Annotated in this window: 17 protein-coding genes; 13 read left to right on the top strand and 4 right to left on the bottom strand. The window is 35.6% G+C overall.

Annotated elements, in window-relative coordinates; genetic code table 11:
• Positions 1–160: 160 nt before the first annotated feature.
• From ABC357_RS08285 to ABC357_RS08330, 10 genes are all read left to right on the top strand, one after another.
• The gene (locus tag ABC357_RS08285; protein WP_412887047.1) at positions 161–1159 is read left to right on the top strand and encodes a C40 family peptidase; all 999 of its coding nucleotides are present in this window, start codon (positions 161–163) and stop codon (positions 1157–1159) included.
• 472 nt (positions 1160–1631) lie between these two features.
• A complete protein-coding gene (locus tag ABC357_RS08290; RefSeq protein ID WP_412887048.1) occupies positions 1632–1955 on the top strand; it encodes a hypothetical protein in 324 nt (107 codons plus the stop codon).
• Between the two features lie 1121 nt (positions 1956–3076).
• Positions 3077–4237, top strand: coding sequence for a betaine/proline/choline family ABC transporter ATP-binding protein (locus ABC357_RS08295; RefSeq protein WP_412887049.1), 1161 nt, complete (start codon positions 3077–3079; stop codon positions 4235–4237).
• A 12-nt stretch (positions 4238–4249) separates the two neighbouring features.
• Positions 4250–4903 (top strand): ABC transporter permease, encoded by a 654-nt coding sequence (locus tag ABC357_RS08300; RefSeq protein WP_412887050.1) that lies wholly within the window; start codon positions 4250–4252, stop codon positions 4901–4903.
• Positions 4904–4919: 16 nt separating this feature from the next.
• Positions 4920–5831 (top strand): osmoprotectant ABC transporter substrate-binding protein, encoded by a 912-nt coding sequence (locus tag ABC357_RS08305; RefSeq protein WP_412887051.1) that lies wholly within the window; start codon positions 4920–4922, stop codon positions 5829–5831.
• A gap of 17 nt (positions 5832–5848) precedes the next feature.
• Positions 5849–6526, top strand: coding sequence for an ABC transporter permease (locus tag ABC357_RS08310; RefSeq protein WP_412887052.1), 678 nt, complete (start codon positions 5849–5851; stop codon positions 6524–6526).
• Positions 6527–6760: 234 nt separating this feature from the next.
• Positions 6761–7204 carry a peptidylprolyl isomerase gene (locus ABC357_RS08315; RefSeq protein WP_412887053.1) on the top strand — a complete coding sequence of 148 codons (444 nt, stop codon included), beginning with the start codon at positions 6761–6763 and terminating at the stop codon, positions 7202–7204.
• A gap of 699 nt (positions 7205–7903) precedes the next feature.
• Positions 7904–8104, top strand: coding sequence for a cold-shock protein (locus ABC357_RS08320; RefSeq protein WP_412887054.1), 201 nt, complete (start codon positions 7904–7906; stop codon positions 8102–8104).
• Between the two features lie 367 nt (positions 8105–8471).
• Positions 8472–8843, top strand: a complete 372-nt coding sequence (locus ABC357_RS08325) for a hypothetical protein (RefSeq protein ID WP_412887055.1) — start codon at positions 8472–8474, stop codon at positions 8841–8843.
• Between the two features lie 239 nt (positions 8844–9082).
• Entirely contained in the window at positions 9083–9607 is a 525-nt protein-coding gene (locus tag ABC357_RS08330; RefSeq protein WP_412887056.1) for a GNAT family N-acetyltransferase, read from the top strand.
• Between the two features lie 231 nt (positions 9608–9838).
• Here ABC357_RS08330 and ABC357_RS08335 read toward each other — a convergent pair whose 3' ends face one another.
• The 4 genes from ABC357_RS08335 to ABC357_RS08350 all read right to left on the bottom strand — a co-directional run bounded on the left by ABC357_RS08335 (position 9839) and on the right by ABC357_RS08350 (position 12666).
• Positions 9839–10276: an N-acetylmuramoyl-L-alanine amidase gene (locus tag ABC357_RS08335; RefSeq protein ID WP_412887057.1), complete on the bottom strand. Its 438-nt coding sequence runs from the start codon at positions 10274–10276 to the stop codon at positions 9839–9841.
• Between the two features lie 287 nt (positions 10277–10563).
• The gene (locus tag ABC357_RS08340; protein WP_412887058.1) at positions 10564–11253 is read right to left on the bottom strand and encodes a hypothetical protein; all 690 of its coding nucleotides are present in this window, start codon (positions 11251–11253) and stop codon (positions 10564–10566) included.
• A gap of 589 nt (positions 11254–11842) precedes the next feature.
• On the bottom strand, positions 11843–12304 hold the full coding sequence (locus ABC357_RS08345; protein ID WP_412887059.1) for a DinB family protein: 462 nt from the start codon (positions 12302–12304) through the stop codon (positions 11843–11845).
• Between the two features lie 194 nt (positions 12305–12498).
• A complete protein-coding gene (locus ABC357_RS08350; RefSeq protein WP_412887060.1) occupies positions 12499–12666 on the bottom strand; it encodes a hypothetical protein in 168 nt (55 codons plus the stop codon).
• Between the two features lie 293 nt (positions 12667–12959).
• Between ABC357_RS08350 and ABC357_RS08355 the strand changes: the two genes are divergently transcribed.
• From ABC357_RS08355 to lepB, 3 genes are all read left to right on the top strand, one after another.
• Positions 12960–13487 carry an RNA polymerase sigma factor gene (locus tag ABC357_RS08355; RefSeq protein ID WP_412887061.1) on the top strand — a complete coding sequence of 176 codons (528 nt, stop codon included), beginning with the start codon at positions 12960–12962 and terminating at the stop codon, positions 13485–13487.
• Positions 13465–14190 (top strand): hypothetical protein, encoded by a 726-nt coding sequence (locus ABC357_RS08360; protein WP_412887062.1) that lies wholly within the window; start codon positions 13465–13467, stop codon positions 14188–14190. Before ABC357_RS08355 ends, ABC357_RS08360 begins: the two co-directional genes overlap by 23 nt.
• A 118-nt stretch (positions 14191–14308) precedes the next feature.
• Positions 14309–14839, top strand: a complete 531-nt coding sequence (lepB, locus tag ABC357_RS08365) for a signal peptidase I (RefSeq protein ID WP_412887063.1) — start codon at positions 14309–14311, stop codon at positions 14837–14839.
• Positions 14840–15077 lie beyond the last annotated feature (238 nt).

Raw genomic sequence — 15077 nt, forward strand, 5'->3', positions numbered from 1 at the left:
CTTTTTCTATTGCTCTATAACAATATATAGTTATTTTTATGTGAAAATTGTAAATCTTTTCATTGTTATCGTTATTGTTATGATAGAATAAGACTATGTTGTGCTCTATTACTGCCTTTTTTTCGGTATTAGAGGAATTTTTTTGAGGAGGGGGACTATAGTGAAAAAAGTAATGAGTCTATTGATTGTGTCTGCATTTCTACTAGGTTTGATACCCGCGAAAGGCCTAGCCGCAACTGTTTCGGAAAAAGATATAGCTGCAATCGCCAACCAATACCTTGGGGTGCCGTATAAATTCGGCGGAAATACGCCACAGGGATTCGATTGTTCAGGATATCTTGTTTATGTGTTCAATCAGGTTGGAATATCACTGCCGCGTACAGCAGCCGATCAATATGCAAAAGCGGGGGTGCCTGTCAGCGAGGAAGACTTACAGGTAGGGGATCTTGTCTTTTATCAAGAAACCTATAAGAAAGGCGTATCCCATTCAGGGATGTACATAGGAAATCAAAGCTTTATTTCTGCAACCGATAACGGTGTGACTGTTTCCAAAATGAATAACTCCTATTGGAAGCCAAAATATACTGGCGCCAAAAGAGTGTTAGGAAACTCGCCATCTGTTTCATTTGTTGATCTTTCTAAAGACCACTATGCGTTTACAGCAGTAGCGGATTTGACCAGCAAAGGGATTATTTCTGGATATCAGGACGGTTCATTCCGGCCTAATGATCCAGTTACAAGGGGACAAGCTGCTGCCATTATTAACCGCCAATTGAAGCATACTCCGAAAAGCACTATTTCTTATCCAGATGTTAGCGGTTCCAATGGTTTCGCTAAGGATATTGCCGCTATAAATGAACTTGGCATCATCAATGGGTTTACAGATGGGACTTACAGACCAAACGAAACAATGACTAGAGCGCAAATGGCGGTCATAGTTCAAAGAGCTTTCAATATCAAAAAATCAGTTGCTTCCAGTTCTGCCGCAGAGAACATTTATAATGATCTGAACTCATCCTATTGGGCGTTTGATGCCATTATCACAATGAATGTTATTGACTTAACTCAAGGATTCAAGACAAATGTGTATCGTCCATTGGATAGTGCTTCCAGAGTTGACTTTTCAGCAGCTGTCTATAATGGAATCAATGCAAAATAATTTTATATTATGCAGGAACAATCAGGTTAAGGTGAAAAAAGCTGATTTTGCTGCAAAGCAAACCACCTGCTGAAACAGGTGGTTTTTTCTATTATTCATTTGAAATTTTAATTGAAGTCTATGCGTTTTTGTGAATTGTGTAAAAAACTAAAACTCTTATCATTGCGTTTCAGGGATTATTTTTACCTCTTTCATAAGAGAATGAGCCCAAAAATGTTCTTGTCCCTAAAAGAGTACATCGATTGTTTTCGTCGAGCATGAGGATAGCATGTTTGGATTGATGCCCACAAATATGTTCCATTTCTAATGCTAGGAACTGCTATGCTTTCATTGGAATGTTGCAAAACGATACTTTGATTGAATCACACTGCAATTAATTTATTTTTCTGAAAACTAGTGATATACTCATATTATAATCATTTTGATCATATGTTTCCTGCTAATGGATACTTTTAAATGGGAGAGGATGAAGATGAATATTAACGGAATGGCTAGAGGTTACATGTCTGCGTTTCTTAATCATGAAGATTTTTTGCATCATGTAGCTGTTACCGTTGAACGGCAATTGAAGGAATGGGATTACTCGTATGAGGTATTTGTCCTAAGATTGGAAGATTATCAGGTAACCGTTAAGAAAAAGGAACAGTATTATACGATTTCTCTGTCGTATGATCAATTAATAACATTGCAACAACAAGGTTCCTATGCGTTGGACCGATATTTTTGGTCCAAATTGCAAGAAGAAGGGCTTCCTATTCAAAAAGGCCATGGGGACTATATGGACTATGTCTTGTAAAATTCTATTAAATTGTTTTTTGAAGTATAGATGAAAAGGGCAAAAGATGATATCTCATCTTTTGCCCTTTTCATATCAGTTGTGATTTATTATCTGTCGTACCGCGCTTGCAATCACCATTTTTTTCCTTTTTGTTTTTGCTTGATAAGAAAGAAGCTGATCAATGTAAAATGGATCCTCTTGTAAATCAAGAAAAACTAATGGCTGATTTTTAGTTTTTTATTCTCATCATTTCCTTCCTTTTTCCTTTTTAGGAAGATGAAGGGTGACTGTCTCTCTCTATTTTTCGAACGGGCATACACCCATGCTGTCATCCCGAAAAGTACTGGTTTTATAAAGCGGCCGAAAAAAACTATCCGGAAAATCGTGTTTCTCTCTGAAAAAACTAGGACCTCCATATACCCGGAATCTTTTTCTAAGTGGAAAAAACGGATAGAGGGCAGCAATCATAAGGGCGTCCATGCCAATTTAACAAATATACACCAGAAAACAAGGTATCACGATAGCAAAACCACAAAGTAAGAAATCCACTATTTTTCCGGTGTTGTACGAAATGTATATATAACAATGCAGAAAAAGGAATTATGACAAGCACCTTTTTCTTGTATTTAACTATGTTCCAAATTATTAATAGTAACATATAACTCTTCAAATCATTATATTAGAAAGGGATTCGACAATTGTTTGTAAAAATTATGTAATAATTTCATTTTTCTCTTAATTATATATTGGGAATCTAATTCATAATTCCGTGCAGAAAGTCCCGGAAAATGGATGATTTCACTAGGAAAGATTAAGGAGTATTCCCTGTTTTATAATGGTTAAACACAGTGTTATTCCAAAATAATTTAAAAGTTCGATACATTTTTTAAAAAATATTTGTTATTTTAGCATATTTTGCAATTTTAAGGGTATATACAAGTAGATTGATAAAGGTTGATTGATTAATGGAATGCGAAATTTACAACTTTTTGATTGAATAAGGCTAATATAAATAAGGAAGGGTGATGATAAAGGTAGATTGCTAATTATAAGAATATGCATTCGTATAGATAAAAAATGTAAGGAATGCCTACTTGAAGGCCTTAAATGAGAATCTCTGACAAATGGAGGAATAGGAAATGCTCAAATTTGAAAATGTTTCTAAAATCTACGGTGGCGGCAAAAGGGCTGTCGACCATATTAATCTTGATATTAAGAAAGGAGAGTTTGTTTGTTTTATTGGACCCAGCGGCTGCGGAAAAACTACAACCATGAAAATGATCAACCGCTTAATCAAGCCGACTGAAGGAAAAATTTTTGTTAATGGTAAAAATGTAATGGAAAGCAATGTTGTTGAATTGAGAAGATCCATCGGTTACGTAATCCAGCAAATTGGCTTATTTCCCCATATGACAATCCGCGAAAATATTGCATTAGTTCCCAAATTGTTAAAATGGCCGCAAACCAAACGGCGTGCCAGAGCTGAAGAACTATTGGAACTCGTCAATATGCCACCAGAATTCCTTGATCGCTATCCGCATGAATTGAGTGGCGGGCAACAACAGCGTATAGGCGTCCTGCGCGCTTTGGCTGCAGAGCCGCCATTAATTCTAATGGATGAACCATTCGGAGCGCTGGACCCGATTACTAGGGATTCCCTTCAGGCAGAATTCAAAAATTTGCAGCGCACACTTGATAAAACAATCGTCTTCGTAACACATGATATGGATGAAGCTATTAAACTGGCTGACCGCATTGTCATTATGCGGGACGGAAAAATAGTTCAGCAAGGAAGCCCGGACGAAATCCTGCTTCACCCTGCTGACGAGTTTGTTGAAAACTTCATAGGAAAAGACCGCTTAATGCAGGCGCAGCAATCCATTCAGACTGTTGGCCAAATCATGGTGAAGAATCCGGTCAGCATCCAAATGACAGGAAAGCTTTCAGAAGCCATTCAATTAATGAGAAAACGGCGAGTAGACTCCCTTCTTGTAGTAGATGAAAATAATATTTTAAAAGGATTACTGAATGTAGAGGCCATTGAGAGAGGCAAGGATTTGAATGTCCATGTAGAAGCATTGATGAACACTGAATTGAAAACAGTCCATGAAGATACACTGCTTCGTGATGCTACGAAAAAATTCTTGATTTTGGGTATGAAATACGTGCCTGTTGTTGATGACGAAAATAAACTAAGAGGCATAATGACCCGTACCAACCTTGTTGATGTCATCTATGATTCTATCTGGGGAGAGGAAGAACCGGAAGAATCCGAACAAGAACTTCAGGAGACTAAATAAGGAGGTGGGCACATGAATGCTATATCAGATTTCTTTTCAAATTATGGACATGATTTATTAATAAAAACAGGAGAACATCTATTCATTTCATTTACAGCATTGCTGATCGGGATTATTGTGGCAGTGCCGCTAGGAATTTTACTTGCCCACTTACCGAAAATCGCCGGTTTCGTCATCGGGATTGCCTCTGTGGTGCAAACCTTTCCAAGTTTGGCCATTCTGGCGTTTTTCATTCCTTTGCTGGGGATCGGTAAATTACCTGCTATTGTCGCATTATTCTTTTACTCAGTTTTGCCGATCATGCGAAATACGTATATCGGTGTAAAAGGTGTGAATAAAGACTTGATTGAAGCCTCGCGGGCTATGGGGATGACGGGTACAGAAAGAATGTTTAGTGTAGAACTCCCTTTATCTACGCCAATCATTATGGCCGGAGTTCGGTTATCAGCAGTCTATCTAATCGGTTGGGCTACTTTATCATCCTTTATTGGCGGCGGAGGACTTGGTGATTTTATCTTTGATGGATTGAACTTATTCCGTACGGATTTAATTATTGGCGGCGCAGTGCCAGTTACATTACTTGCATTGTTTGTTGATTTCATTTTGACGCGCCTTGAAAACGTCGTTACGCCAAAGGGCATACGAAAACAGCGGGAAAGCATCTAATAGAGGAGTGAAATATATGTGGAAAAAAGGGAAAATTGCTATTCTGTCCATTTTGACAGTCTTCGCTTTAAGTGCATGTTCACTTCCTGGACTTGGTGCAAGCGGCGATGAAACAGTACGAGTAGCGACAATGAATACATCAGAGTCCCAAATTGTAGGGCAAATTATAAAAAAAATGATCGAACATGATACAGACATGAAAGTGGAAATGATTCAAAACCTTGGCTCTTCCATTGTTCAGCATCAGGCATTAACGGAAGATCAAGTGGATATTACCGCAACTCGGTATACAGGAACCGACCTATCGGGGGCACTGGGAATGGAACCGGTTAAAGATCCCGAAGAAGCAACTAAGATTGTCCAAAAAGAATTCGAAAAACGGTTCAATCAAACTTGGTATGATTCATATGGCTTTGCAAATACATATGCATTGACAGTTACTGATCGGTTAGCGAAAGAAAAAAATCTAAAAAAAGTATCGGACCTTAAAAGTATCGCAGGAGAATTAAGCCTTGGGGTTGACAATTCTTGGCTGAACCGAAAAGGCGATGGCTATGAAGGATTTACAAAAGCATATGGCTTTTCGTTTGAAAAAGCATTCCCGATGCAGCTTGGATTAGTCTATCAAGCGGTGAAAAGCGGCAAGATGGACGTAGTTCTAGCATACAGCACGGATGGACGTCTAAAAGCATTTAATCTGAAGACATTGGAAGATGATCAAAAATTCTTCCCACCATATAATTGCTCACCGGTAGTCAATGATTCGTTCATAAAAGAACATCCGGAAGTCGATAAAGTGCTGAAAAAACTAGTAGGAAAAATCGATAATGATACAATGACCGAATTGAATTATCTATCGGATGTGAAAAAGAAAGAGCCAGCAACCATTGCTGATGAATTCTTAAAGAAAAATCATTATTTTGATTGAGTACAGGGGGTGTACAGATGGATACATTGAATGAATTATGGACTTATTATCTGGATAATGGGTCATATGTAATGGAACAATTTTTTAGACATTTTTTGATGTCGGCGTATGGTGTTTTGTTTGCGGCAATAATCGGTATCCCTTTGGGTATTTTAATTGCAAGATACCGTAAGCTTAGTACTTGGGTATTATCGATTGCTAACATTATTCAAACGATTCCTGCATTGGCCATGTTGGCAGTGCTTATGCTGGCGATGGGGCTAGGCGCCAATACAGTAATCGCTTCGGTATTTCTATATTCTTTACTGCCTATTATTAAAAACACGTATACAGGCATAAAAAGCGTAGAAAAACCTGTCTTGGAATCCGGGAGTGCGATGGGCATGACACGCTTCCAGTTGCTGTATATGGTTGAGCTGCCATTGGCATTAAGTGTCATTATGGCCGGTTTGCGCAATGCTTTAGTTGTGGCAATTGGTGTTGCAACAATTGGCGCATTTATCGGAGGCGGAGGCCTTGGCGATATTATTATCAGAGGGACCAATGTTACCGATGGAGCAGCAATCATTTTAGCTGGAGCGATTCCTACTGCTTTAATGGCTGTCATTGCTGACCTAATCATGGGGTGGCTTGAAAAATTACTCTCACCTGCCAATAATAAAAAGAAAAATATTCCAGTAGACGTGCAAGCTTAAATCATTGCGCCGCCATCATACTTTTGTGATGGCGGTGCTTTTTTTATAGATAAAGAAGAGAGATTTCCATTTTGATTGCATGCATGTTAAAATGGACAAGATGTTGATGTTGAGAGGATATTTACCAATACATAGCAATCTAAAGAACCGGCTAACCTCTTAAAGTTTCAATAAAAGGATAAACAGTATAAGGTTGATTCCATCAGCCTTAACGAATAGGAAAGGAAGATCAATATGACTAAAACATTAGGTACAATTACAATGGAAAACGGTGGAGTAATCCATATGGAGTTTTTCCCGAACGAAGCACCAGGAACAGTTGCGAATTTTAAAGAACTTGCTGATAAAGGATTTTATAATGGATTGACTTTCCACCGAGTTATTCCTGGTTTTGTAGCGCAAGGTGGTTGCCCAATCGGAAACGGTACAGGCGGCCCAGGGTACTCAATCAAATGTGAAACAGCTGGAAACCCACATAAGCATGAAGCAGGGAGCCTATCAATGGCACATGCCGGTAAAGATACTGGCGGAAGCCAATTCTTCATCGTACATGAGCCACAACCACACTTGAATGGTGTGCATACAGTATTTGGAAAAGTGAATCCGGAAGATATGGATACAGTATTGTATATCAAACAAGGCGATGTCATGAAAGAAGTTAAGGTTTGGGAAGAGTAATCACTTTTACATGTAAATATGTTTATCAATGAAAGGATGGCCATTTGGCTGTCCTTTTTTGTATGCCATAAAAGATGTATTTTATGGTGAATTATCTAGCTGATGTTCTTTTATCATGCTCTTATCTTCCATAGAAAAAAAGGGGATTATAAATAAAAAGATTAAATCACTCACAACGTTACTTGTTGCCATTATCTTGGTTACGGTATTCTCTTTAGATCAGCAACGAAGGCGGTAACTAATAATATGAATGACCGTGCATTATATTAACATTGGAAAAGGTGATTCTACTCTTATCCAATTACCATTAGGAGAGAACCTCCTTATAGACGTTGGTAATAAAGGAAAAGGTAGTACCATAGTTGCCTAATTAAAATTTCCTAACAGCTCTTAAGAGCAAACGGTACACAATTAATACAGCTCAAGCAGGTGAATGTTACATGTTAAACGAGTACGAATGAGGTGAAATCTCATCTCTATACCAAATGAAAAATAAGAATGGATACGAAAGGGAACCGCGAATGTACAAGTACCGAAATAGTTGCCCTTTTTATTTGCTATTATTTCAGAAGTATGTTAATCTTAAAGAGAATTATTTTTGTTCGGTTTCAGATTAAAAATAAATTTTGTTTTTTGTCTAAAGTATTTGAGCAAGAGTAGTAACATATGTGTGGATATCCACACTAGGAGGCAACAATTATGGAACAAGGTAAAGTTAAATGGTTTAATGCAGACAAAGGTTTTGGATTCATTGAGCGTGAAGCAGGAGAAGACGTATTCGTACATTTTTCAGCTATCCAAAGCGAAGGGTTCAAATCTTTAGACGAAGGACAAAATGTAACGTTTGAAGTAGAACAAGGACAACGTGGCCCACAAGCTACTAATGTTCAAAAAGCATAATAGAAAACTTTAGTTTATGAAAGCAAATCCTTTTGGGTTTGCTTTTTTTTATAGATATATGTATTAGTAAAAACCCTATTCAACTAATGAATAGGGTTAATTGCAACAAAATGAAACATGAAATAACATGGTGGTATAAGTATACCATAGTAGAATAGTAAACCCTAATTTATCTTTTTAAAAAGTAAAACAAAGCGGACTACTTATCATTTTTATTTACAGATATTATTAACTTAATATCATTTTTAAATTTACTTATGCAACTAACGGTGTAAAAAAATGATTCGGTTTTATTTTAATCACATTAAAAATACCAGATTATTATGAGGTGATATATAACGGCTTTGCATTTATAATAAGTAAGTTTATGTTTGATCCAAATGATGAAACAATATATATTTTTTGGAGTGAGATTCAGCATTTTGAAGACAATAATTTCAGTGAAGTTCCAGTTCTAATTGATGGTTTTACTCTAGTTGATGCATACAGTATTCCAAACAAGGAAGTAAAACAATATATAATCGAACGGAACTATTTATTTAACGAAGCCGAATCCTATTTTAAAGGGAAGCGTTTGAGGATAGGAAGGTTTCTACAAGGCTCAGAAGATGGTGAGGCTGTATGTACATTAGACAAAAAAGGTAAGTGGGATAATATCCTTTTCTTATTAGATCCAGAAACACTCCATACTAGAAAACAGGTGAAAGATTTTGAAGAGTTTCTAGATAGAATAAAGTGATTTTTATTCTGGTTTTTGTTCATCTTCCACCTGTTTGTGATTGAACTCGATAAACAAGTTCCTCTTCATTGAATTGGCTATTGTGCTATTGTTCAGTATCTTCTCTTTCTCTTATACAGTTATCGTGGCAGGCTAATACTGATGATGTTGGTTTTAGGTCGGTCTGAAAAATTTGAATTTTATGTTATTACGGAATGGTATAATTAGTACATTTCAATGCTTATTTAAGGGGTGATAGTATGTTTCCAATGCTTGAAACGGAACGATTAGTGTTAAGAAAATTAGTTGAAAATGATGCTCAAGAGATACTAGATTGTTTTTCGAATGATGATGTATTACGTTATTATGGTCAGAAACCTTTAACAAGTATAGAGCAGGTAAAACAAATAATAAAAAATTTTGCAGGACAATACAAAGAAAAGAATGGAATTAAATGGGGCATTGAACTAAAAGAAACAGGCATAATGATTGGCTCTATTGGTTTTCAGGAGTGGTCAATTGAACATAAAAGAGCAAACATAAGTTATGCACTTTTCCCAGAAAAATGGGGTAATGGATATGCAAGTGAAGCTGTTGATAAAGTGATTTCGTATGGGTTTCAAGAACTTGGATTAGATCGTATAGGTGCAGTTGTTTTTGTTAAAAATAAAGCTTCGAGTCAGTTATTAATAAAACTGGGTTTTACAAAAGAAGGAACGCTAAAAAAGTATATGTTACAAAATGATATTTCATATGATACGGATGTTTACTCACTGTTAAAGTAAAGAACCAGGTTAACTAAACTCGCTATGCTTGTAAAGAATCGCACTTTAAAAAACACGATCATGAGCAACAAACAACAACCCTAGAGTATGATCCACCTTTAAGCAGCTTTTCTCTATGCCCAATTCCAAAAGCTTTATCACCATGAACATTCTTATTATCTAATCGATTCAGTACACGAGAAGTGGCATTAATAAATTCACTATTGCTAGGTTTATACATATGAACACTTTTCATTTGTAGTGAGGAAACAACTTATCTGAAGCAGCACTTGCAGGTTTAAGCAGTATTACAACCGTTTGTTTGAATGCAGTAAACTGTGAAGGATGACCAATTAAAGGGGTAGGGCACCTTTTATGTGTTATGTCATAGTGTCTTACCAATAAATTTTCATTTAACTTATATTGCTTACATAATTCAGCTACAATTTTTGATGTACGGTCAACTGTTTTATTAAGAATTGATCCATATTTCTCTACGCATATTTCCACTCCAATTGAAGGAAAGCTAGCATTAGGTTTTAGCTCCGGTACACCTCGATAAGGACCGTCATTTGCATGATAAGCAATCTCAATTATGATGGTACAGCTATCACCTCTGAAATCTATCCCTCTGCTCATATTTTCGTTGATCGAAATGAAACCTATTGTATTATTCCAAGGTCCTTTCATAAAATCATCTCAGTTAAGAGATCTAATTCGGTTTGAGTCATTTTTCCCTAAAAAAAAACTTACGATATGTAAGTTTAATAATAAGACACTGTTCTATATTTGTAATATTGCTTTAACAGAATAAAGAATTATAACTCCTGAAATTATAATCCCAATGATAACCATTATAAAAAGGTGTGAGAACTTCATTCTTTCCTCAATCTCCTTATTCGAGCAATGTTAAATATAATAACAAAAAACGTTGAAATAAGTGAGAAGTATAGATGGCGAATATGGTAACTGCAATCTTATTCCATCAAAAAAAAGTATTTCATATAGATTTTTGTATATTGATCAGGAGTAATTCCAAATTTTTTAGTTACTGAATCTAGAATGGCCCTTGAATCTTTTTCATGATTATAATACTTTCCTCCAGTAGTGATTTTTTTAAATAAGCTGATTGCGTAATTCACTATTTCTACATCCTCTCCAACTATTTGAGGATTGAGAGTTTTATAGCGATTAATGTCAATCTTGTAATGTTTTGAGCTGTATGCTAAATCGTTATTTATGTACAGGTTGGTTTTCGTTTTTACTTTAACACTTTTATCTGGGATAAAATTATGTAGGCTATAGGTCTTATTATCATGATTCCCGATAATTGTAATATCGTAGAATTGGAATGGTAGGACGTCTAAGTCTTGCCTTAATGTATATCTCAAATGTTTAGCGTAATAAGCAAGATATCCATAATTAGCTTTGTGGCTCAAATCACTAAATTCTTCACTAAGTTCGACATGAACAAGGATCTCTTTATCTTTTATTTGGCAATCAACAAAGGTAATGAGATTACTTAAGGTTTTACTTGAGAGCAATTCATATGTATACTGCTCCAAGTGCTTTGTAGTTGCTTGGACTTTATGTAAAGAAAAATATGTTGATATCCCTTGTGTAAGGAAAAGCAAAAGACCCGATAGAATAATCATCTTCTTAAGCATTCATAACCCTCTTCCGCTACTTTTTCTTATTAAGAATAGCAGGATGTAAGTTAAAATACATCTACCAATTTATTACTTGTTTTTTAGGATCACCATGAAATACAGGTTAAATTAAGGAATTGAAGCTGTTATGGAGGGAGTCAGTAAATGGTGTGTGTACGAGGATACATAAAAAGTACCATTCGGAGGCAGAAAAAGACAGAAATAAAAAAGAAGATGGTAAGGAGGAGGCTAGCAAAATGCCGAATTTGCCATTATGCGATTTCCCTAGGGCCTTTAAGAGAGGTTTTAAACATGAAGTACATACGCCAGTATTTATAAAGGTAAAAATGCAGTCTGAGATAAGGAGCTAACCTTCAGTACAGATAGAACTATTTTATAACAATAGTTGGTATGTTTTACCCAGCCTTACTGTGGGAGAATGGGTTGGACTCACTGCCATAAGCACATTTGGAAAAGACGGTTTTGGAGGTATTTATAAGAGAAGCATTATGGTGTTATGGATCGCAGATTATGATAGGTTGGCGCACTAATACGAAAAGAGAAAATAAATGCCTTCGAGTGCTTCCAAAGGCATTAGAACAAACATCTATTTTTCCATTTTACGAAGATAAGCTACTTGTCCAATATGGTATGCATTATGAGTTGCAACATTAGAGATTATTGCCCACCATTCAGCCTTCACAGGATATCCAATTACAGTAGATAAAAGTTTCTCCTCCTTAATGAGTTCCTGCCATTGAAGTAATGTTTGTAATAACTTTCCTTTTAATTCAGAAAAACTGTCCAGATCTCCAATAAGAAAAGTATTTTCATTATTCGTGTGTGTAACTGCACGAGCGTTATTTTCCTTGTACCTTTTTTGCCAAGTTTCATTCCAATAAATGAGATGCTGGACAATTTCAGCAATGCTATGACTTGAATCATCAGGTTTCCAACATGCTTCAGGTTCAGATAGTCCATCAACTGCTTCATAAAATGATATATACCAACTGTGATCATTAGCATTTGCCAGTAGTTGGTCTAACAATATGGCTTTAGCTTCAATCATTCAATTATCACCTCCTTATAGTGAAGATTTCTTGAATTGGATATCATTTTTGATGAACAGTTCGTACATTTCGCGAAGAAACATATAAATGAATAAAGAATCTCTCCTTACCGGAAAAGAAATGTTGCTTCAATGGTAGAAGGATGGAGAGACAAAAAGTAGTGAATATACACACTTCTGCTTACTGCCAAATTTTATGCGTTCTTCTTTTTAAAGATTCCAATTACAGTCAGATATAGACCAATCAAAAAAATAGTAGGAAAGAGAATGGCCATGAAACCAGCTGCAGTAAAACCATCATGAAAAATGACACCAAAGGTTATCCCAATCAACCAAGCTCCTAACGGGGCAATTAAGAACATTGTGGCCAAACCCCAAAGCAATATTTCCGTTTAGTTTCTTTTTCAGAAAGCATGCTGTTACTTCCTTTCTGAATTAACTTTGGTTTTCATCCCTTATTACTTAAACATGTAACCTATATAGATAACGGTTAATAAGAATGAAAAGATGCATATTTTACTATGAAGACGGTCTTGCATTCTATATTATTGAATAAATGAATTTAGACAAAGGCCTTGATGTTTATTAATGTTAATTAAAACGATACTTTTCACATATACCTTCGTCTATGTTTAAAAGGGGGGAGTTTAAATCGATGAACGAAGATATCGAAAGAATGTATATCGATAACAGTGATGCAGTTTATCGCTTTATTTATTTACTTATACGCCATAAAGAAACTGCTGAGGATTTAACACAAGAGACATTTTATAAAGCAGTAAAAAGCATGAATAAGTTTAATTATCGATCATCTGTTTTGACATGGTTGTTGAAAATAGCACGAAATGTCACTTATGACCACTTAAGAAGAAAAAAGGTAATTCAGTTTTTAAGTTTGGGAACTAAAAATGAATGCGATATAGAGAAACAATCACCTGTGGAAATAGCAGAAAAAAAAGAAGATCTACTCAGGTTGTATAATGCATTGGAACGAATTAAAAAGGATTATAGAGATGTATTAATACTAAGAAAGGTTAATGAACGATCGATTAAAGAGACTTCCTATATATTAGGCTGGACTGAAGCAAAAGTAAAAGCAAAGATGGCAAGAGGATTGGAAGCCTTACGAAAAGAGTATGACGGAAAGGAAGGTTTTATAGATGGATCCATCAAAGGAAATTGATAAGCTATTTAAAGAAATGCGGCATATTGAACGTTCCCAAGATGCAAGGAAACAAAGCTTAATGAACATACAAAATAAACTCAGTAAAAAGAAAAGGCACTTGGCACCCATTTTTATTTCCATCTCGTTGATAGCGCTTTCCTTTTTTATTCTCTTTTTATTGACCGACCAATTCTCACATTTCGATACTAATAATGCTGTCAGGCATGTGAAAACAAATCCGGAAGTGATCCGAACGGTTATTGAAAAAGAATTTACAGCACCTGATAATAAGTATATTCAATTATTTAACGAAGTGGGTAACAAGGAATTAAAGAATCCAAATACAATGGCTGAAAAAGAGAGAGAGGCATTACAAAGGTATGCCGAAGAAAAATATAAACCGTTTTTTTCTGAAGGCGGCTTTATGAGGTTTCTCAACTCTACTCCTGCTTTCTTCTATCAAAGGGGAGACATTGATTATAAGCTGACTGTGAAAAATATAGAAATTAGTCAAGACAATAAACTTCCAACTTTATATTCATTTACATTTATAGTAGATCTTAAAGAAACGAATGGAGATGTAACATCTTTCGAATTTCACGGAGAAGCAACTTGTCTAGAGAAAGGAAAATTAGATAGCATTATGTTTACCGATGGAATGAATGGCTTGTCTTCGCAATTACTTGATATGGAAAATGATAAACGAAAAGAAAGTAAATAAGTTGGAATCAAAAAAACCTTATGTTATTTTTATAAAAATAGGTAATGGATACGGAAGATCGTATAAAATTGGCGATTACAAATAAAGTATAGTATTGTAAATAGTGTGAGGTGGTAAAATGAAACAAAACACAAAAAAAGAAATGATGTCATGGGTAAAGGCGATTCTATTTTCATTAGTTTTGGTCATTATTTGTCGGCAATTTTTGTTTACTCCAAAAGAAGTTTTTGGAGAATCAATGGAGCCTACATATGAAACTAGTGATCGAGTGATGGTCAGTAAATTAAGTACAATTAAGCGGTTTGATATTATTACATTCCATGCACCTGATGCAGACGAGACGTATATAAAAAGAGTTATAGGCCTTCCAGGGGATCATGTGGTAATGAATAATGATGTGCTATCCGTTAACGGAAAGCAATATAATGAACCTTATTTGGCAGACCATAAAAAAGGACTTCCTCCAGGTGTTAACCTTACAGAGAATTTCAATATTATAGTTCCGCATGATCAATTATTTGTACTAGGCGATAATCGACAAGTTAGCAAGGACAGTCGAATATTTGGTGCAATTAAGGAAAATTCGGTTATTGGAGTAGTCGAGCTAAGATTCTTCCCGTTAAATAAAGTAAGTTTGACAAAAAAATGAGTGAATGAAATCTTTATTATTTGACTGTCTATTGACAGTCTTTTTTTTTGAATGATGTTCTTCTTGCAAAAAAAAGTGCCCATATGGCTCTTCCTACAGAACTATTTAGTCAACACATCGGCCGCAATGTTTTTTCCTTTTGACTGCTTGTATTTTCATTGGATTGACAGCCATCCTTGCTCAGAAGTTAGCGGTTAGAATAAAAGACATTCAATCCTATTCGTATGAATTAAAAAGC

The sequence above is a fragment of the Bacillus kalamii genome (genome assembly GCF_047238185.1).
Lineage (GTDB): Bacteria > Bacillota > Bacilli > Bacillales > DSM-1321 > Bacillus_AD.